This window comes from Pseudomonas sp. Pseusp21 (genome assembly GCF_059492145.1).
The window spans coordinates 6014353-6033930 of record NZ_CP168520.1 but is presented as its reverse complement, the minus strand read 5'-3'; the positions used below and the strand labels follow the sequence as shown (position 1 = coordinate 6033930).

General features: G+C 62.6%; 18 protein-coding genes. 15 read left to right on the top strand and 3 right to left on the bottom strand.

Going from position 1 to position 19578, the window contains the following annotated elements; translation table 11 throughout:
• Positions 1-13 precede the first annotated feature (13 nt).
• From ACEN93_RS27420 to ACEN93_RS27355, 14 genes are all read left to right on the top strand, one after another.
• Positions 14-1039: a polysaccharide biosynthesis/export family protein gene (locus ACEN93_RS27420; protein ID WP_064378938.1), complete on the top strand. Its 1026-nt coding sequence runs from the start codon at positions 14-16 to the stop codon at positions 1037-1039.
• A 17-nt stretch (positions 1040-1056) separates the two neighbouring features.
• Positions 1057-2649 (top strand): GumC family protein, encoded by a 1593-nt coding sequence (locus ACEN93_RS27415; protein WP_103387246.1) that lies wholly within the window; start codon positions 1057-1059, stop codon positions 2647-2649.
• 2 nt (positions 2650-2651) lie between these two features.
• The gene (locus ACEN93_RS27410; RefSeq protein ID WP_495610748.1) at positions 2652-3737 is read left to right on the top strand and encodes a glycosyltransferase family 4 protein; all 1086 of its coding nucleotides are present in this window, start codon (positions 2652-2654) and stop codon (positions 3735-3737) included.
• Positions 3734-5104 (top strand): O-antigen ligase family protein, encoded by a 1371-nt coding sequence (locus ACEN93_RS27405; RefSeq protein WP_495610747.1) that lies wholly within the window; start codon positions 3734-3736, stop codon positions 5102-5104. Before ACEN93_RS27410 ends, ACEN93_RS27405 begins: the two co-directional genes overlap by 4 nt.
• Positions 5101-6069 (top strand): glycosyltransferase, encoded by a 969-nt coding sequence (locus ACEN93_RS27400; RefSeq protein WP_495610746.1) that lies wholly within the window; start codon positions 5101-5103, stop codon positions 6067-6069. The genes ACEN93_RS27405 and ACEN93_RS27400 overlap by 4 nt, the downstream gene beginning before the upstream one ends.
• Positions 6062-7198 (top strand): glycosyltransferase, encoded by a 1137-nt coding sequence (locus ACEN93_RS27395; RefSeq protein WP_495610745.1) that lies wholly within the window; start codon positions 6062-6064, stop codon positions 7196-7198. Before ACEN93_RS27400 ends, ACEN93_RS27395 begins: the two co-directional genes overlap by 8 nt.
• Positions 7199-7211: 13 nt before the next feature.
• Positions 7212-8213 (top strand): polysaccharide deacetylase family protein, encoded by a 1002-nt coding sequence (locus ACEN93_RS27390; protein ID WP_495610744.1) that lies wholly within the window; start codon positions 7212-7214, stop codon positions 8211-8213.
• Positions 8210-9517 (top strand): lipopolysaccharide biosynthesis protein, encoded by a 1308-nt coding sequence (locus ACEN93_RS27385; protein WP_495610743.1) that lies wholly within the window; start codon positions 8210-8212, stop codon positions 9515-9517. Before ACEN93_RS27390 ends, ACEN93_RS27385 begins: the two co-directional genes overlap by 4 nt.
• On the top strand, positions 9514-11433 hold the full coding sequence (locus tag ACEN93_RS27380; protein WP_495610742.1) for a hypothetical protein: 1920 nt from the start codon (positions 9514-9516) through the stop codon (positions 11431-11433). Before ACEN93_RS27385 ends, ACEN93_RS27380 begins: the two co-directional genes overlap by 4 nt.
• 68 nt (positions 11434-11501) lie before the next feature.
• Positions 11502-12191 carry a GNAT family N-acetyltransferase gene (locus ACEN93_RS27375; protein ID WP_495611567.1) on the top strand — a complete coding sequence of 230 codons (690 nt, stop codon included), beginning with the start codon at positions 11502-11504 and terminating at the stop codon, positions 12189-12191.
• Positions 12192-12195: 4 nt separating this feature from the next.
• Positions 12196-13383, top strand: coding sequence for a GNAT family N-acetyltransferase (locus ACEN93_RS27370; protein WP_495610741.1), 1188 nt, complete (start codon positions 12196-12198; stop codon positions 13381-13383).
• A complete protein-coding gene (locus tag ACEN93_RS27365; RefSeq protein WP_495610740.1) occupies positions 13355-14143 on the top strand; it encodes a ChbG/HpnK family deacetylase in 789 nt (262 codons plus the stop codon). The genes ACEN93_RS27370 and ACEN93_RS27365 overlap by 29 nt, the downstream gene beginning before the upstream one ends.
• Positions 14144-14260: 117 nt before the next feature.
• Entirely contained in the window at positions 14261-14953 is a 693-nt protein-coding gene (locus tag ACEN93_RS27360; RefSeq protein ID WP_495610739.1) for a GNAT family N-acetyltransferase, read from the top strand.
• Positions 14954-15061: 108 nt separating this feature from the next.
• Positions 15062-15319 (top strand): hypothetical protein, encoded by a 258-nt coding sequence (locus ACEN93_RS27355; protein WP_343226986.1) that lies wholly within the window; start codon positions 15062-15064, stop codon positions 15317-15319.
• On the opposite strand, the gene ACEN93_RS27350 is transcribed toward ACEN93_RS27355, so the two are convergent.
• Positions 15294-16100, bottom strand: a complete 807-nt coding sequence (locus tag ACEN93_RS27350) for a class I SAM-dependent methyltransferase (RefSeq protein ID WP_495610738.1) — start codon at positions 16098-16100, stop codon at positions 15294-15296. The genes ACEN93_RS27355 and ACEN93_RS27350 overlap by 26 nt on opposite strands.
• Before the next feature lie 163 nt (positions 16101-16263).
• On the opposite strand from ACEN93_RS27350, the gene ACEN93_RS27345 reads away from it, so the two are divergent.
• Complete coding sequence (locus ACEN93_RS27345; RefSeq protein WP_495610737.1) at positions 16264-16632, top strand: hypothetical protein; 369 nt, start codon at positions 16264-16266, stop codon at positions 16630-16632.
• Here ACEN93_RS27345 and ACEN93_RS27340 read toward each other — a convergent pair.
• Positions 16623-18059, bottom strand: a complete 1437-nt coding sequence (locus ACEN93_RS27340) for a sigma-54-dependent transcriptional regulator (protein WP_039767735.1) — start codon at positions 18057-18059, stop codon at positions 16623-16625. The genes ACEN93_RS27345 and ACEN93_RS27340 overlap by 10 nt on opposite strands.
• Entirely contained in the window at positions 18028-19521 is a 1494-nt protein-coding gene (locus ACEN93_RS27335) for a sensor histidine kinase (protein ID WP_495610736.1), read from the bottom strand. The genes ACEN93_RS27340 and ACEN93_RS27335 overlap by 32 nt, the downstream gene beginning before the upstream one ends.
• Positions 19522-19578: the final 57 nt, after the last annotated feature.

Genomic DNA, 19578 nt, shown 5'->3' with positions numbered 1-19578 from the left:
AAAGGATGACGCCATGAACGCCAGGATTCTTGTGCTGCTGATGCTGCCGCTTGCAGGCTGCTCGAGCACCTCCGAAACCCAGAACATGCCGGTGAATATTCTCACCGCTACCCCGGCCAACGCCCAGGCCACCGACATGCCGAAGGTCGAGCAGACCCTGCGCCCGCAGGATGTGCTGGACGTGATCTTCCACATCAGCACCAGCGGCTCGGACGCTTATCGCGTGCAGTCGGGGGACCAGATCGGCCTTAACTTCACCGCTGCCAGCCAGCTCAATGGCAACCAGTTGGTGCTGCCGGACGGCACCATCGAACTGCCGGGCGCCAACACCTCGGTGAAAATCGCCGGGCTGACCAGTGAAGAAGCGCGCCAGGAAATCCAGCGCGCCTATCAACGCAAACAGTTGTTCCAGCCCAACCGCAATCAGTTGACAGTGCAGATCATCAGCCCGCTGACCAACGAGCAGAACCTGAAAAGCGCCCTCAACCACCCGGCCACCGGCATGAGCCGCGAGATCACCGTCGGCACCGACGGCTACGCGAGCTTCCCGGAAATCGGCGCGGTGCCGCTGCAAGGCATGACCGTCAACCAGCTCGAAGCCTTCCTCAACAAGAAGTACGCGCAACTGCCGGGCCGGATGACCGTGGACGTACTGCTCAAGTCCACCGCCGGCAACGAAATCTACGTGCTGGGTGAGGTCGGCCAGCCGGGTTCCTATCCGATTCGCCGGCCGGTGTCGGTGCTTGAGGCGCTGACCCTGGCCCGCGGCACCAACGTCAAGGCGCGGCTCGATTCGGTGGTGATCATGCGCCGCAACGGCAATCAGGTGCAGGCCGTGCGCTACGACGTCGAGAAAGCATTGTCGGGCGAGGCGCCGCAAATCGCCTACCTGCAACCGGATGACATGCTGTACGTGCCGAAAACCAAACTGGCCAGCGCCGGCGAACTCGCCCGGCAACTGGCCGACGTGGTGCTGTTCCAGGGTGTGGGCTTCAGCTTCGGCTACCGCGTCGACAACAAAGACAGCAACAACAACTGACTCTCAGGTGACCGATCATGAATCCAAAGGAAAATTACCTGCATGAGTTCTTCAGGATCTTCTTCGCCAACAAGCAACTGGTGAAACGGGTCTTCCTGATCTTTGCAGTGATCGCGCTGGTGCTGCCGCTGCTGCTCAAGCAGACCTTCGATATCACCGCTCAGGTGATCGTGCAGTCGAAAAAACTTTCACAGGGCGACGCCACCACGTCGCTCACTGTGGACAACGCCACCTTCATCCCGCCGTCGCTGGCGGACATGGAAACCGAGAGCAACATCCTGCGTTCGCCGGCGCTGATCCGTCAGACCATCAGCGAACTGCGCGACAAGGGCGAATACACCCCGTCGCCCGGGATGTTCAACAAGTTGGTGAGCGAGCCGTTCAAGCGCTACATCAGTTCGCCGCTGCGCCAGTACGTGATCAACCCCGTGCGCAACACCCTGGGGCTTGAGACCGATCCGGTGCGCGACACCGCGCTCGATGCGCTGACCCAGGATGCGATAGACAGCCTGAAAATCGAGACCCTGCCTGGCTCCAACGTGATCTCGATCATCTACAGCTTCCCCGATCCGCATCAAGGCACGACCTTCGTCTCTGCCCTGTTGCAGAACTATCTGGTGAGCCGTCAGGCGCTGCAATCGATCGACCTGCCGCAATCGTTCTACGAAACCAAGAAACACCTGTATCAGGTGAGTCTCGATGGATTGGAAGGCAATCGCCAGGCGTTGCTGGAAAGTGTCGGTGCGTCGGATCCGAAGGAGGAAATCACCTTCCGCCTCAACGCGATCAACACCGAAGAGCAGGCGCTGAACCTGTATCGCGACCGCCTGCTGCAAAGCCAGCGCTGGCTCGAGTACCTGAAGACCGCGCTGGCCGCCGCCAGTAACAGCAAACTCAACGACTACACCTTCCCCTACACCTTCACCACCACGGTCGACAACGTGGCGTTCGAGGACCGGGAAATCAAACAGATGGGCGAGCAACTGACCACCCAGGTCAGCCGCTACATGAACGATCTGGCGGTGTTCCAGCCCAGCAGTGAACCGATGTTGCTGACCCGCGAGCAGATTGCCCGCACTCGCCAGCAGTTCCTCAAGGTGGTGAGCAACCGTATCCAGGAACGCACCAACGATCTGGCGGTGGTCCAGCAGGTGATCGATCAGAAAACCGCGCGCATCGCTGAGTTCAAGAACCGTATCCGCGAGCTGCAGCAAACCCAGAGCAAGCTGCGGCAGATGGATACCGAGATCGATGCCCTGCACGCCGCGTTCTCGACCTACGCCCAGCGTTTTGCCGAAAGCAGCACCACCCGTTCGCTGAGCGATGATCTGTCCAACGCCCGGGTGTTGAGCCCGCCGTTCGAACCGACCGAACCGGCGTTCCCCAAGCCGATGCTGATCATTCCGTTCGGGTTGTTCACCGGTCTGCTGCTGGCGATTGCACTGGTCTACGTGCGTGAGTTCTTCGACCACCGCTTCAAACACCCGGCGCAAATCAGCCACGAGCTGGGCCTGCCGGTGCTGTTGGTGATCAACGATCAGAACGCGCAACCGAGCAACCCGCACAAGAACTGGACCGTGCCGAGCTTCGTACACTGGGTGCGCAATTGAACATGTCCTCTACCCAGAACGCCGCGCTGCCGATCATGCATTTGCTCAGCAGCGGCGGGTTCTATGGTGCCGAGCGGATGTTGCTCGATCATTGCCTGGCGACGCCGGGGCAGCACCAGGTGCTGTTCCTCGATGCGCCGCCGGAACTGATCGCGCGCTTTCGCGAGGCTGGCGTTGATGCGCAAGGCTGCGCGGGGCTGGGTGCCCTGCTGCGGCACTTGCGTCAGCGGCGCAGTGAACGTCCGTTGATCAACACTCACAATTTCAAAGGGCTGTTGTTCGGTTGGGTCGGCGCCACACTGTTGCGCCTGCCGCTGGTCATCACCCAACACGGCTTCACCCCGCGCAGCCGCAAGCAGAAGTTCTACACCTGGCTGAGCCTGCAACTGTGCCGCACGGCGTCGGTGGATCGGGTGGTGTGTGTCGCCGAAAGCATCGCGGTGTTGCACCGTCAGGCCAGCGTACGCGCAGAGAAATTGCAGGTGATCCCCAACGGATTGCCGGCAGCGGCCGCCCTGCCTTGCGATGCGCCAGGACCACGCTGGCTCGCCGGTTACGTCGGGCGCTTGAGCAGTGAGAAAGGCCCGGATCTGTTTCTCGACGCGCTGATCCCGCTGTGTCATCAGCACCCGCAACTCGACGCGGTGATGCTCGGCGACGGCCCGGAACGCGAAGACTTGCAGGCAAGGATCGACGCCGCCGGATTGCAGCAGCGCATCCGCCTGCCGGGTTACCAGACCGACATGCGCCCCTGGTGGCAACAACTCGATGCGCTGGTGATCAGCTCGCGCACCGAAGGCACGCCGATGATTCTGCTGGAAGCGATGCAGGCCGGGGTGCCGGTGGTGGCGTTCGGCGTCGGCGGGATTCCCGATGTGCTGGAGAACCGCCACAACGGGTTGCTCGCGGCCCCGACCGACAGCGCCGCCCTCGCCCGCCAGCTCGACACGTTGCTGTCCGAGCCTGGCCTCGCGCGGCAACTGCGCGACAACGCAAAACGCACGCAACAGGACCGCTACGACCTCAAGGCCCTGGCCGAACGCTGGTCGCAGCTGTACATCCGCACGGCACGGGAGGCACGCGCATGATTTTCCCGCTCTCGATCGTCAGTCTGCTGGGGCTGGCCTGCATCGCTCTGCTGGCCAGTCCCTGGCCCTATCTGGCGCCGGGCGCAGTCATCGGCCTGGTCGGATTCGCAGTGCTGTACCGCAAACCGACCTGGGGCCTGCTCGGCATCGTCGCCCTGGTGCCGTTCGAGGGTTTTTTCAAGGACAGTTCACTGTCGGGCAGCAAACTGATCGGCGCTTCGCTGGCGGTGATCCTGATGCTGCAACTGGCGATGCACCAGATTCCCTCGGATCGCCTGCGCAGCAATATCTGGCGTTTTCTGATCGCCTTCATGGTTCTGTACTTTCTGAGCCTGCTCAACACCGATGACATGGGCATGTCGCTGGGTCATCTGCGGGAAATCAGCGTCGGCCTGATTCTGTTTGTCATCACCCTGCTGATCGGCCGCGAGCTGAACCTCGACCTGTTCGCCCGGCTGGTGACCCTGGCCGTCAGCACGACCTGCGCCATGGCCATGTTCTCCAGCAAATTCCAGGATCAGGGCCGCGCCGCCGGCCTGCTCGAAGACCCCAACGCCTTCGCCCTTCTCATCGCCTTCGCCATTCCGCTGGGGCTGCTGCTGGTGATCCGCAGCCCGAACCTGTTGCATCGGCTGTTCTGGGGCGGTTGCTGCCTGCTGTTGCTCGGCGGTATGACCAAGACCGAATCGCGCTCCGGGCTGGTGGTGCTGGCCTTGAGTCTGGTGATCGGTTGCTGGCACTACCGCGCGCAACTGGCGCGGATTCGTCCACGTCACCTCGGTTTTGCCATGCTCGGTGCAGCGATCGTGATTCCGCTGGCGATCTATGCGATGCCTGCCGGTTACATCGCCCGTATCCAGTCCCTCAGCGTGTTGAGCGCCGGCGCCAAGGGCCACAACGACGAATCCCTCGGCCGCCGCGCCTCGTACATCGTGGTCGGCAGCCAGATGATCCGCGAGAACCCGCTGCTCGGTTCCGGCCCCGGCACCTTTCCGCTGCACTACGCCACCACCGGCTACGCCAAGGCGTTTTCCGCCAACCGCAAGATCGGCGACCTGTATCGCCGGGCGCATAACACCTACCTGGAAATCTTCAGTGAGCTGGGGATTCCTGCCGGCCTGATGTTCGTCGGCATGCTCGCGCTGGGTCTGTACAACCTGATGCGGGCGCGCAAGGCGTGGATGTTGCGGCGTGACTGGCAACAGGCGGATCTGATGACCCATCTGGGGGTGAGTTTTCTGTCGCTGACGCTGTTCCTGATGTTCCTCAGCGCGCCGAACCAAAAATACGTGTGGATCATGCTCGCCATGACCAGCGTTCTGCGCCTCAAAGCCGAGCAGGCACCGCTGACGGAGAGCAGGACATGAGCCGGATCAGTATCGTCATTCCGATGTACAACGAGGCCCGACACATTGGCCGCACCTTGCTGGCCGCGCAAAAAGCGGCGCACGCGGCGGATGTCGAGTGTGAACTGATCGTCGTCGACAATGGATCGAGTGACGAAGGGCCGCAGATCGCCCGGCAGTTCGGCGCCCACGTACTGGTGATGCCAGGCCTGCTGATCGGCGCGTTGCGCAATCGTGGCACCGCCATCGCCACCGGGGAATGGCTGGCGTTCATCGATGCCGACATCGAAATGCCGGAAGACTGGCTGCGCCCATTGTTCGACATCGAAGCCAGTGGCCAGGCCGATGTCTTCGGTCTCGACCTGCACACCCCCGCCGCCGCGCCGTGGTACGCCACTGCCTGGCAGCGCCGCACCTTACGCCCGACCACACATACCAGCCATGTCGTCGACTGGCTGCCCAGTGCCAACCTGTTGATGCGCAAGCGCTGGTTCGACAAGGTCGGCGGTTTCAACGAAACCCTGCGCACCGGCGAAGACAAGGAATTCACCCTGCGCCTGCGCGAGCACGGCGCCCGACTGCTGTCGATCAATGAGAACGTCGCGCTGCACTGGGGTTACGAAATGAACTGGCGCGAGTGGATGGGCAAGGAACTGTGGCGCCAGGGCAGTCACCTGCAACTGCTGCGCAGCCATGGTTTCAGCCTGCGCCTGTTGCGGTTTCCGATGCTGTCGATCTTCGTCTGGGTTCTGGATTTCCTGGCGATCTCCGCGCTGCTCGACGGCTTTCCCCATCACGCCGCGATCATGGTGATGCTGACGCTGGTGCCGGGGCTGGTGCTCAGCGTGCGTCAGAGCGCCAAGCACCACAACGTCTGCCTGACCCTGCAACTGTGGGGCCTGCACTGGCTGCGCCTGCACCTGGCGGGCGCCGCGTTCATTCTCAGTCTGTGTCATTGGAACGCCAGGAGGCCTGCCCGTGGCTGAATTCATTTTCTGGATGTGCCTGCTGCTGCCGGCCTACGCCTATGTCGGCTACCCGCTGCTGCTGACACTGCTCGCGCCGCTGTTCCCGGCGTGGCGCCATAGCCCGGCACCGCCGCTGAACGTCAGCATCGTCATCGCCGCCCATAACGAGGCGCGGCACATCGAACACAAGCTGCGCTCGCTGCTGTCCCAGGATTATCAGCCGGCGACCCTGCAAATCATTCTGGCCAGTGACGGTTCCACCGACGACACCGTGGCCTGTGCGCACAAGGTTGTCGACCCGCGAATCACCGTGCTCGACCTGCCCCGCCAAGGCAAGGCCGCCACGCTGAATGCCGGTACGGCTTTGGCCACGGGCGACATTCTGGTGTTCACCGACGCCGACAACCAATGGTCGCGGGAAACCCTCGGCTACCTGCTGGCGCCCCTGAGCGATCCGCAGGTCGGCGCCTGTGCCGGGCACATGGTGATCCCGGTCACCGGCGGCGGCTTGAGCGTCGGCGACAGCCTGTACCGGCATTACGAGGGCTGGTTGCGCCGGGTCGAGAACCGCACCGGTTGCATGGTCTCCGCCGACGGCGCGCTGCTGGCCTTGCGCCGGGAACTGTTCGAGAACGTGCCGGCGGAGGTCAACGACGACTTCTTCATCAGCACCTGCGCACCGGTCAAATTCAAACGCATCGTCTACGTGCCCGAAGCGCAAGTGATCGACCACGGCGTGGACGAAGCCGACAAGCAATTCCGCCGGCGCCAGCGGGTCACCGTCGGCGGCCTGCAAAGCCTGGCGCAACGCAGCGAGCTGCTCAATCCGTTCAAGCACGGGCTGTATTCGATTGCGTTGATCAGCCACAAGTTGATTCGCCGTCTGGCGCCGATCCTGTTGCTGCCGCTGCTGCTGAGCAATTTCTGGCTGTGGCAAGAGCACGGTTTCTATCGCCTGAGCCTGATCGCGCAAGTGGTCGGCTATGCCATCGCGATTGCCGGCCTGCTGGATTCGCAACACCGCTTGCCCAAGCCGTTCCGCCTTGCGGCATTCCTGCTGGTGACACTGGCGGGCATGAGCATCGGCCTGTGGCAGTTCCTGCGCGGCCAGCGTTATGCCCAATGGAACCCTGACCAAAACCGTTGAGAGGGATCGAGCCATGGCGATCAAGCAACTGATTAAACGCACCAGCGGCTGGCTCTATCTCAACTCGTCCGTGGGGCGCAACCAGCTGCACGGCGCCGGCGTGATCCTGATGCTCCACCGGGTGCTGTCCAACGACCGCGCCGCCGACCTGCCGCACCGCAACGAGCTGTGCGTCGGGCCCAAGGCCTTCGAACACTTGCTGGTGTGGCTGCGCAAGCATTTCGATTGCGTGCCGCTGATGGAGATCCTGCAGCCCAATGCCTTGCGCACCGAGCGTCCGCAAGTGGCATTGACCTTCGACGACGGCTGGCGCGACAACGCCGCCAACGCCTTCCCGCTGCTGCAGAAACATCAGGTGCCGGCGAGCATTTTTCTCTCCACCGATTTCATCGGCAGCCGCCAGCGCTTCTGGTGGGAAAGCATCGGCGAAACCCTGTGGGGCAGCCATGGCGAAAAGGCCCGCACGCACCTGATCGAATGCCTGCGTGCCGCCGGCCAGCCGTTGCCAGTGCTGCTGGACGACATCGATGTGGATCGCCGCAGTCTGACCCTGTTGCATTATCTGCAAAGCCTCAAGGCGCTCGATCCGAAGAGACTCGAACGCCTGACCGACGAGTGCCCGCAAGAGTCGCAACCACAGGCACTGGACTGGCATCAGGTGCGGGCGATGGAAGCGTCGGGGCTGGTGCGTTTCGGCCCCCACGGCGCCAGTCACGCGATCCTCACCGGCCTTGACGATGTGCGCCTGGGCGAAGAAATCAGCCGCAGCCGCGATGCCATGCTCAATGGCTGCAACCGGCCGCTGCCGGTGTATTGCTACCCCAACGGAGACAACGATGAGCGGGTGCGCGAACAGATCGCCAATCACGATTTCCCGTTTGCGCTGGGCACCGGCAGTGGCATCTATCGCGGTACCGGCGATCCGCTGAACCTGCCACGCTTCGGCGTCAGCCAGCGCACCGCGCGCAATCCGGAACTGCTGTCGTGGCGGATCTATCGCGGGGCGCGGCCATGAGTCGAAGCAGTTACCTCAAGCATCTGGCGCTGAGCATGGGCACCAAACTGGCGATGATCGCCCTGCGCCTGCTGAGGAATGTGCTGCTGGCGCGGATTCTCGGCCCCAGCGAACGGGGCCTGTTCGCCCTGCTCAGTACCCTGCCCGATCTGATCAGCGCCGCCACCAGCGGCGGGTTGAATTCGGCGGTCGGTTATCAGGCCGCCAAGCAGCGGCCGATGGGTTTGCTACTGGCTCAAGTGCTGGTGTTCGGTTGTTTGCTGGCGGGTCTGTTGACCTTGCTGGTGGTGGCGCTGGTGCGCGAGTTCGGCAGTGAACTGGACGTGACCCTGCAACTCGGTCTGCTGGCGTGGCTGTTGCTGCTGGCGGTGCCGTTGACCGTGCTCAAAAGCGGTCTGCTGACCTTGCACAATGCGTCCGGCGGTGTGGTCGCGTTCAACGCCTTGCGGCTGGTGGAGTCTTTGGCGCCGCTGTTGCTGTTTCTCGCGCTGTTCTGGATGTGGAAAGAAGCGGCCCTGGAAGCGGCGCTGATCAGTTGGCTGGCCGGCATCAGCCTCGTAGTGCTGGTCGGCTGGCTGTGGCTCAAACGCGCCCAGCCGTTGCAACTGCAATGGGATCGCGCCAGCCAGAACGAACTGCTGCGCTTCAGTGCGCGCAGCCATCCGGATCTGCTGTTCCAGCAAGTGATCCTGCGTTCCGATTACCTGTTCATCGGCGCCCTGCTCGGCAGCACCGCCCTCGGGCATTACGCGATGGCCAGCGCCGCCGCCGAGTTGCTGCTGATCGTCCCGGAAGCGGTGACCACGCCGCTGATGAAACGCCTGCTGCAACAGGACGAAGGCATGGACAAGGTCACCCCGCTCGCGCTGCGTCTGACCGCCACGGTGATGCTCGGCGCCTGCCTGACCATGGCCGTGATCGGCGAATGGCTGATCGTCACCCTGTTCGGCGTCGCCTACCAACCGGCGTATCCGGCGCTGCTGGCCTTGCTGCCGGGGCTGCTGGGCCTGTGCTACGCGAGCATCCTGCGCCTGGACCTGATCGGCAAGAACCGTCCCGGCACGGTGTCGTTGATGATGGGGCTTGGCGCGCTGCTCAACCTTGCGCTGAATCTGCTGCTGATTCCGGCCTACGGCATCGTCGGCGCAGCGGCGGCGTCATCGATTGCCTATCTGGCGGTGACCGTGGCGATGCTGGTGTTGTACTGCCGGCTGAGCGGCGTGGCGTTCTGGCAAACCCTGATCATTCTGCCCAGCGACCTCACACCGATGTGGCTGATGTTGCAGCGTCGGAAGGCAGCATGAAAGGCCTGGCCCTGCTATTCGGCCTCGGCCTGTCGCTGGACGCCTTCGCGGCGTCTATGCGTTGGGGCGACATTCGCGACGGCAGTCTGTACCTGCAAGCGGATCGCCCCGACACGGTGACCGTGCGCTGGGCGCCGGCGTGGCAGGCGGAGGCCAACGAAGAGCACATTTACCTGCTCGACGGCCGGGGCAAACTGCAGGGCGAGCGCTTCATCAAGGCCAGTGAAACCCGTGGCAGCCAGAGCTGGCCGTTGGCACCGGGCGCCGCGAGTTATCAGCTGGAGATCCCCGGCTACAGCTTCCGCAGTTACCGAGTCGAACACGACGAAACCACCGTGGCGCTGTTTGCCCCGGCCAAGGTGCATTTCAGTGCGGAAACCCGTAACGGCGATGAGCTGTATTTCAAGGTCGCCGCCGGTGAGCACGCGATATTGGCGGGCAAGTTTCACGGCGGGGTCAGCGCCCTGCAAGCGCAGCGGGTCGGCGACGGACAGCCTCTGACATTGGCGCTGAAACCCTATCGTGCCTATTGGCAGTTCGATCAGCTCGCGCTGCCCGTCAGTCAGCGTGAGCAGATCTGGCGCCTGCGTCTGCAAGGCAGCGGCAAAGCGGCGTTCTGGCTCGACGGCACGGCCAATCTGTTCGCACAGACCCCGCAACAGCTCAAACCGCTGCGCTTGGACGACGGCCAGACGCGCCTGACCCTGCACGACAAAGTCCTGGGGCGCACACCTGATCTGGGCATCGCCCTGCCCTATGTGATGCCGCCGCCCGCCAGCCATCCGCTGCTCGATGCACTGAAACCGACGGCCGCGAGTTACTACACGTTCGTCGACGTGACGGCAAAAAATCCGCACTTCGAAGATGCGTTTCGCCAGGTCTATCAGGATCGTTTCGGCATTCGTCAGGACATCACCTTGCTTGCCGGCAGTCAGCGCCAGGCCGATCTGCGCGCCGACGTGCAAAGCAACAGCGGCCTCGACGCCTGGCTCGCCAGTACCCGTGCGCTGGGCGGCAAAGGCACGCATTACATCGGGTTTGCCGACGAGCCCAACCTGAATTATTCGAGTTACGAGCAATACCGTTCGATCTTCACCAGCATGGCCCGGCAAGTGCGCAGCGATCCGGCCAATGCCAAGGCCGGCGTGCGCATCGCGATGCCGGCCAGTTCACGGCTGATCAACGGCCCGTTCGCCGATAACGCGGCGAACAAGCGTGGCATCGACTGGGCCCGGCGCCTGCTCGGTGAATCCGCCGATCAGGTCGATGCGCTGGCCTGGCACGAATGGATGATTCGCGACCTGCTCGCCACCCGCGTGTACCGCGACAGCGTGCGCCGGGCGGCGGATCTGGTTGGCCTCGATGCCAAGGGTCAGCCACGCAAGGCCTTGTTGCTGGATCAGACCAACCTGTCCAGCGGCTCGAGCCTGAGCCCCTACGATCAGGAAACCCATTTCACCTCGCTGTGGTGGGCCTCGGTGGTGATCAACGCCTCCCAGGACGGTTTGCTGACCATGCTCAACTGGTTTCAGGCCGCCGATGAGCCGCAATACCCCAAAGGCATGTTGCGGGTGCTGGGCGATGACCGCTTCGAGTTGAAACCGGTGGGCCTGGCCCAGCAGTTCATCCAGCAACACTGGCTGCATCAAGTGCTGCGGCTGGAGAACGACGCGTTCGAAGTCGATGTGCTGGCGATGGCCGGCGACGATCAGCGCGGGCTGCTCGGCGTGAACAAGGGCACGCGCTTGCAGCATGTCGATCTGGCGGGCGCCAAATGCCCGTTGAACAACGGCGCGCTGCGCTACTTCGGCGCCGACAACCGCAGCCGCGACGCGCCGTTTCGCTGTCAGGACGGCCGCGTGCGCTTCGAGCTGCCGGGACAGACCCTGTTTGCCCTGAGCTGGAGCGCCTCATGACCGCCCTGTTGATGTCCGGCCGCGCTGGCCCTTGGCCGCGCGATGACTCGTCATCAGGAGCAACGACCATGAACATGCTGCGCAAACTGACTGAAAACCTACGGCAGAAAGGACTCACTGCCACCGTGAAAAAGGTCTGGAAACACTACGTCTTTTCTCATCAGGAACTGCTGTGGATGGAGCGCGATCTGGTCAGTCCGGTACCGCCCCACAGCCTCAAGCCTTACCCGCCGCTGCGGGTGGTGAAAATCACCCCGGGCAACGTCAGCGCCTTCGCCCGCCACTTCGGCGACCGCGTCGGCACCATGGCGGAACTGGCCCTGGAAAATCACACCGGGCACATGCACCTGGACGATCAGGGCCATGCGGTGGCGTTCATCTGGGGCAGCGCCCGGGACTACTTCGACCGTCACTACTACGGCTGCCTGTTTCCGGTGAAAGCCGGCGAGTTCTTCGAGTTCGGCGGCGAACTGACCCGCTCGTATTGGGGCACAGAGCTGTCGGTGGATCTGCAACTGGAACTTTGGAAAGCCATGGCCGCCCAGGGCTGCGACAAGGTGGTCGACGTCTGCGAATTCCACAACATCCCGGCGCTCAAGCTGCACCTGCGCATGGGCTATACCGAACAGGGCCGGATCATGAACATCTACAAACTGTTCGGCCGCTGGCGCTTCTACCGCGAAACCCGCTACAGCGGCTCGCGCCTGGAGGCACTGCGCAAACCTTCCCGTCCACCTGTCACAGCAACGGTGACCTGAATCTATGGCGCGATTCGAATGGCGCACCTCGTTGTGCGCACCTGACTTCCCGGCGGCGGCCTATGAAGCGCTGCGCCTGCGGGTGACGGATCACACGCCGTTCAACAGCCTCGACTGGCTGTGTGCGGCAGAGCAGGCGCTCGACACGCACGAGCGGCTGCACGTATTGCTGGGTTGGGAAGCGGACGAATTGCGCCTGTGCCTGCCGCTGGTGGCGATCCGTGAACAATTTTTCGGATTGCCGTTTCGGGTGGTGCATCACCTGGGTTATCCGCTGGCCGATCGCCTGGCGTTGTTATCACAGCTGAACGCCGACGACATGCGCCAAGCCCTGCGGCTGATTCGCCAGCGAGTGCCCCACGCCCTTTTGCAATTTAACGAAATCTCCGAGCCGGTCGGCGACGAAAGCGTGCTCACCGAATGGATGGCCCACAGTTCCACCGGCGAACGTCGCTTGAGTTGCCGGGTGCCGGTGCACCTGATCAGCGAGGCTGACCGCCAGGAAGTCTCGGGCGACCCGCGCTACAAACTGCGCCGAGCCCGCAAACGGATTGCCGCGTGCGGCGCCGAAGTCCGGCGGATCACGCCCGACGCGACCAGCATGGGCCCGTTGTTGCAGGTCATCAGCGAAGTCGAAGCGGTCAGTTGGAAAGGCGACGAAGGCGTCGGAATCTTTGCCAGCGACCGCAGCCGCCGCTGCATGGAAAACGCCTTCACCGCCCTCGCCGCTTCGGGCCGGGTGCGCGTCGTGATGCTGGAACTGGACGGACGTTGCATCAGCTATCGACTCGGTCTGTTCGAACAGGGCCGGCTCTACGATTACAACCTCGCCTTCCTGCCGCAATACGCCGACCTTGGCAGCGGCCGGGTGTTGCTGGAGGAGTGGATTCGCTGGGGGCTGGATGACAACTGGCGCTGGATCGATGCCTCGCGGGTCAGCCTGGAAAATTCCAGCCATCAACTGCACGAACGCATGACCGGGCAACTGGAGCACTGGCGCTGGAGTTTCTACTCGTGGCGCCCGAGCGGCCTGTTGCTGGGGCTCGGGCTGCGCGCCTGGCACCGGCTCAAACCTGCGTTGCAACAATGGCGGGCGAAGCGTGCGGCGGCCAAAGCGGCGGCCATTGCGACACCTGTGATCAACCCCGGCAAGGAGGGCGAACATGCCACGCCAAGTCATAGTCAACGCTGACGATTTCGGCCTGAGCCCGAACGAAAACGCGGTGATCCTCGGTGCGTTCCAGGCCGGGGTCATCAGTTCCGCTACCGCCATGGCCAACATGCCGGCGTTCGAAGCGGCCTGCGCCATGGCCCGGCTGCCGCTGCTGGAGGGCCGGATCGGCCTGCATTTCAACCTGACCTACGGCCGGCCCTTGAGCCGGGCCATTGTCGAGCGCCGCACCTTCTGCGACAGCCACGGCGTGTTCGACCTCAACCTGCCTCGCCACAGCCTGTGGCTGAGCCGCGAAGACCGCGAGGCGGTGCAGGAAGAATTGCAGGCGCAGTGGCAGCGCTGCGTCGATCACGGCGTGCGTCCCAGCCACCTCGATTCGCATCAGCACGTGCACAACATCTGGCCGATCGGCGAGATCGTCGCGCGCTTCGCCGCCCATCAAGGGGTGCCCGTGCGCCTGGCGCGCAACCAGGGGCAAAACCTCAGCCTGCCCAAGCGCCTGTTCAAGGGGTTGCTCAACCGCCGATTGCAGGGATTGGCCGGGGTCACGGCCGATTACGTCTGCACCCCGGTCGACCTGCGCAACGCCCCCGCGCCGACCGACGGCGTGCTGGAAATCGTCGCTCATCCGAACCAGCTCGGGGCGGATTTCGGCGACGCCTATCTGCCACCCGAAGAGTCCCTGAGCCGCTTGCTAGAGCAGCGGCTGACGGGGGTTCCACGGGTTTCCTATGCCGATCTGAACAAGGATTTTTTGCGGGGTGCCGAGGCGATCTGAGCCGTTACACAACTTGCAATACATTCAAAGCTGGCGCTTTGACATGAATTTGCAGGGGTGATCTATACCCACAAAAGCGTCATCCACAACACCCGGGCTCCGGCCTCGGAGGGCATCATGAGCGTCATTGAAAAGCTGCGCGAACGTATCAAGCAAAAAGGCCTGGGCCGTACCTTCGGCACGTTGTGGAAACGCTACGTGTTCTTCCATTGGGAACTGTTGTGGATGGAGCGCGACCTGGTCAGCCCGGTACCGCCGCACAAGCTGCGCCCCTACGACGGCCTGCGCAAAGTCGACATCACCGCCGAGAATGCCGGCGCGTTCGCCAAACACTTCGGTGACCGGGTGCAGACCATGGCCGAACTGGCCAACGAAGGCCACACCGGGCACATGTACCTGGACGCCGACGGCCATGCGGTGGGATTTATCTGGGGCAGCACTCGTGACTACCACGACCGCCACTATTACGGCTGCACCTTCCCGGTCAAACCCGGCGAGTTCTTCGAGTTCGGCGGTGAAATGATTCGCGCCTACTTCGGCAGCAGCCTGTCTGTGGACGTGCAGGTCGCCCTCTGGGAAGCCATGGCCGCCCGGGGTTGCAACAAGGTGGTGGACGTCTGCGAAACCCACAACATCCCCGCGCTGAAACTGCACATCCGCATGGGCTACCACGAACAGGGCCGCGTCACCCACGTCTATTGCCTGTTCGGCAAATGGCGGTTCTTCCGCGAAACCCGCTACGAAGGCTCACGCCTGGACCCACTGCGCAAACCGGGACGGCCGGTGGTGACGGCGGCTGCGCAGGCTTGACGGGTTTAACCTGCGACGGCCGGGACGGCGTCGCAGAATCTTCCTACTCTCGTACAGGAACCAGCGTCATTCAGTTTCAGCTCCATCTGGCTGCTCGCAATCATGTGAATGAATACATTCATGCAGAAACGCAGAGACAAACCGATGGAACAAAACACATCCGACTTTGAAATGACGACATTGCTGGTTGATCTGAATGCCATCCGTGAGTACCTCTCTCAGGTACTGGCAGAAGGTGACGACGAAGAGTTGTTTCGAGCAATCGGATACGTGACGCAAGCCCGTATCCGACTCACCGAAAAAGAGACAGCACCTCTCACCTCCCCCTCTTGTAGCTGCCTCAGCGCTTCACCCCCACCCACGTAAAACACATCGGCATCTGCGCCTCGCGGTTCTGGTACTGGTCATACACTTCTTCCCGGTTCGAGTGCGGGTATTCCTTGAAGTGCGTGATGTTCAGGCCGGCCTCGAGGGCGGCGGTGAAGATCGCGCCGAGGGTGTGTGCGAACCAGTAAGACTTCGCCGCCGGCTGTTCGACCTTGCCGACGTAGACGATCGGCTCCTCCTGCACGAACGGTTCTTCGCGGAAATACGAGCTGGCAAGACGAAACGGGTCTTCGGCCTCGGGGTCGACCATTTCCAGGAACGGGTGGGTTTCGTAGATCACCAGTTGTCCGCCCGGTTTGAGGGTCGAGGCGACGTGGCGGAAGAATTTGCCGATGTCAGGCATCCAGTTGAGGACGCCGATGGTGATCAGTGCAACGTCAAAACGGCCGCGCAGCGATTCAGGCAAATGATGAATATCGGCTTCGATGAATTCGGCGTTGTGCGGCGAACGCTTGTTCAGTTCGCGGGCCTGTTCGAGAAACGCGCTGGACTGATCGATGCCGACCACGCTCCGTGCGCCGAGGGCGAACAGTGACAGGCTTTCGCGGCCGTTGTTGCAACCCGGTTGCACGACGTCTTTGCCATCGACACCGACCTGCTCGAGCAAACCGCGCAGGGTGTCGTCGAGGCAGGAAAAATCCGCCTGCGTAACCTCGGTCAGCAAGGCCTGCCAATCGGGCGAGTCCTGATGATGACGGGCGGAATCATTCCACGCCTGACGATTGCTCTCGACGGCGTTTTTATTGTTTGGCACTTCCATGGCGCACTCCGGGCGATGCTCACAATTGAGCGGCCCGAGTCTAGATCAGCCACGCGCTACAGGTTGTTGCGAACTTGTAAGCCGACAACGCCTGCACCAACGCCTGCACCGCTGGCAGCTATAGTTAATAGCCTTGGGGAAATCCGCTTCCACAGGTGCTGCCATGGGAATGTTCAATCGACTGCTGTTGTCCGCCTGTCTGCTCGCCGCCACCCAGGCGCAGGCGCTGGACAGCAACTTCAACTACTACGGGGCGGACCAGCCCTTTGCCCACCCTGCTCCACCGTCGCTGTCGGCCCAGCCGCCCCGGCCGTTCGATGACACGCCGCCACAGGATTTCATCGTTATCCCGGATCGCCATGTATTCCAGGACTCGCAGCTGCCCACCGTGGCTGATGCGACGGTGCGGGTATTCATCCGCACCTACGATGCCGAACGCGGCATTTACGTCAACGACGAAGTGCTGGACCCGACGTGCGTGCTCGAATGCCTGAGCCCGCCGAATCCAAGCAGCACCGCCGTTTACCACTGACGCTTGTCCGGCCGCGCGAGGCCGAGTTTTTCGATGCGGTAGCGCAGCATGTCGCGGCTCAGGCCCAACAGGCGCGCCGATTTGGTGACGTTCCAGTCGGTCTTGTCGAGCATCTTGCGCACCATGTCGCGCTCGACTTCCGGCAGGTTCATCGATTCGGTGTTGCTCGCCGGGCGCGGTTCGAAGTGCGGGTGCTGCACCTCGTGCTGATGTTGCGGTGGCAGCTCATCGCACAGGCTCATGCACACGTTCAGTTGATGCGCGGCGATGGTGTCGTTTGGCGCCAGCAGCACGGTCTGTTCGAGCATGTTGCGCAGTTCGCGCACGTTGCCCGGCCAGGTGTAACTGAGCAGCAGCTCTTCGGCCTGGTCGCTGAAATGCAGGTTCGGTTTGCCATAGCGTTTGCCGTGGCTGGCAAGAAAGTGCCGGGCCAGCAGCAGGATGTCTTCGCCCCGGGCGTACAGACGCGGGACCTTGATCGAGATGATCCGCAGCCGGAAAAACAGATCGCGGCGGAACTTGCCCTGCTGGACCATCTGCTCAAGGTTGCAATTGGTGGCGCTGATCACCCGCAGGTTGACCTTGCGCTCCTTCACCGAGCCGACCCGGCGAATGGTGCGATCCTCCAGCAGTTTCAGCAGTTTGGCCTGGAGCACCAGATCCATTTCACCGATCTCATCGAGAAACAGCGTGCCGCCATCAGCGGCTTCCACCAGCCCGACCCGGCGGTCCTTGGCATCGGTGAACGCGCCTTTCTCGTGGCCGAACAATTCCGATTCCACCAGATTGGCCGGAATCGACGCGCAGTTGAATTCAATGAACGGGCCTTTGCTGCGCGCGCCGTCGAAATGCAGCGCACGGGCCACCAGTTCCTTGCCGGTACCGGTTTCGCCCTCCACCAGCACCGGCGGCAGATCGCCGTTGGCCATGCGCCGCTCGGCGTCGAGCAACTGGCCGATGGTGTTCTTCAGGTGCAGCATCGGCGCTGACTCGCCGATCAGCGCCTGCACCCCGGATTTCTGCGCCTCGCGCTCCTGGTAGAACGACAGCGTGCGCTCCATCCGTTCGGTGGCCAGGGCCTTGTCCAGCAGCAGTTTGAGTTCCGGCAGCGCAACCGGTTTGGTGACGTAATGAAAGGCGCCCTCCTTCATCGCGACCACCGCGTCTTCGACGTTGCCGTAACCGGTCATCATGATCACTTTCAGGTCCGGCGCGCTGATGCGCAGCTTCTGGATCAGATCGTGACCGCTCATGCCCGGCAGCGAGTTGTCGGTCAGGACGATGTCCGGCATGAAGCTTTCCAGTTGCCCCAGCGCGTCCTCGGCCGAGTGGCAGACCGTCACCTCGAAGTCTTTGCGCTCCAGGTAGGTCTGAATATTTTCGGCCAACAGTTCGTCATCCTCGACCAGCAGAATGCTGTGTTCCATATTCCCCTCCCGATGCCACTCTAAAGTTGAGACTGACGCGGGTTCCTTCCTGCTCGCGGCTGGTCAGCACGACCGAACCCTGAAACCGCTCCATGATTCGCTTGACCAGCGCCAGGCCGACCCCGAGGCCGCCCTGTTTGGTGGTGAAAAACGGTTTGAACACCTGTTGTTGCTGCTGCGCGCTCATGCCTTTGCCGGTATCGCTCAGGGTCATGCGCACCTGACCGGACTGCGCCGTTTCAATCTCGACACTGAGTACGCCGCCTCTGGGCATCGCTTCCAGGGCGTTGGCAAACAGGCTATTGAGTATTTGCGTGAGCAGCACCTTTTGGCTGACGACCGGCGGGCAATTCTGTGGCGTGAATCGCACTTCGACGCCATTGCGCCGGATCAGCGCGTCAAATGCTCCCAGGGTGTCCTCGACCGCCGCGAGCAGGTCCACCGCCTCGCCGTCATCACTCATCGGGCGCAATGACACCAGCAGCTCGCGCACCCAGCGCGACATGCGGTCGACCTGGCTGATGATGTCGCCGATGTTGCGCTGCGCACCGGGGCTGGCGATTTCCTGGGCCAGTTCGGCACTGGAACGAATGGTCGCCAGCGGGTTGCGCAGGCTGTGGGCCACCGCCGAGGACATCTCGCCCAAAGCGACGAAGGTCTCGTTGCTGATCAGTTGCTGTTGCTGGCTCTGCAACAGGCTCGAGGCGCGCCGCACGATCCAGAACAACCCGAGGTAAATTACCGCGCCGCCGAGGATGGTCGCGGCCCAGATCGAGGCGAATCCACGGTCGATGCGGTCGACCAGATCGGCCGGCTCCTTATAAATCTCGACCATGGCGACCACTTTGCTTTTGTCGGCGTTGAACATCGGGATGTAGTTTTCGATGAACAGGTATTTCGGTTCGCGGGACAGCCGCTGTTCGGGTTTTTCATCGTCGATCTTGTGGTAGCTGGAAGACACCGGCACTTTCATTTCGAACGACTCGTCCAGCTCGTCGTCATCTTCGATCCTGACGTTGATCAGCTCGGGGTTGGTCGACCAGATAATCGTGCGATCCAGGGCATACACCGTGGCCAGCAAAACGTCGGGCAGGTGTTCGACATGATCGAGAAACTCGGCACGGGCCATTGCATGAGCCAGCAGATCAACGTCGGGGTAGCTGTGATCCTGGCGCGAGTCGAGCATCTCGCCCATGGTCCGTTGCGGCGTGATGTTGGCATGGCGCATTTCCGCATCGCCGATGGCCTGCACGAATTGCGCGGTGAGCAGCGCGTCACGCTCTACGCTTTCGGTGACCACGAAACGCGTGGAGATGTAGCCCAGCCCCAGCGCCACGGCCGCGATGATGAAAAAACTCGCCAGCGAAAACCAGCGCAGCAGATTGAACTGCCCGCCCCAGCTCTTGATGGCCGCCAGCGCGAGGTTCGGTGCCGATGTTTTCTGTTCTTCCAGTCGTTGCATGGGGATGCCCTGGCGTTCTGGTATCGAGCCGGTTACAGCCGCCCTCTCGAATGAGTG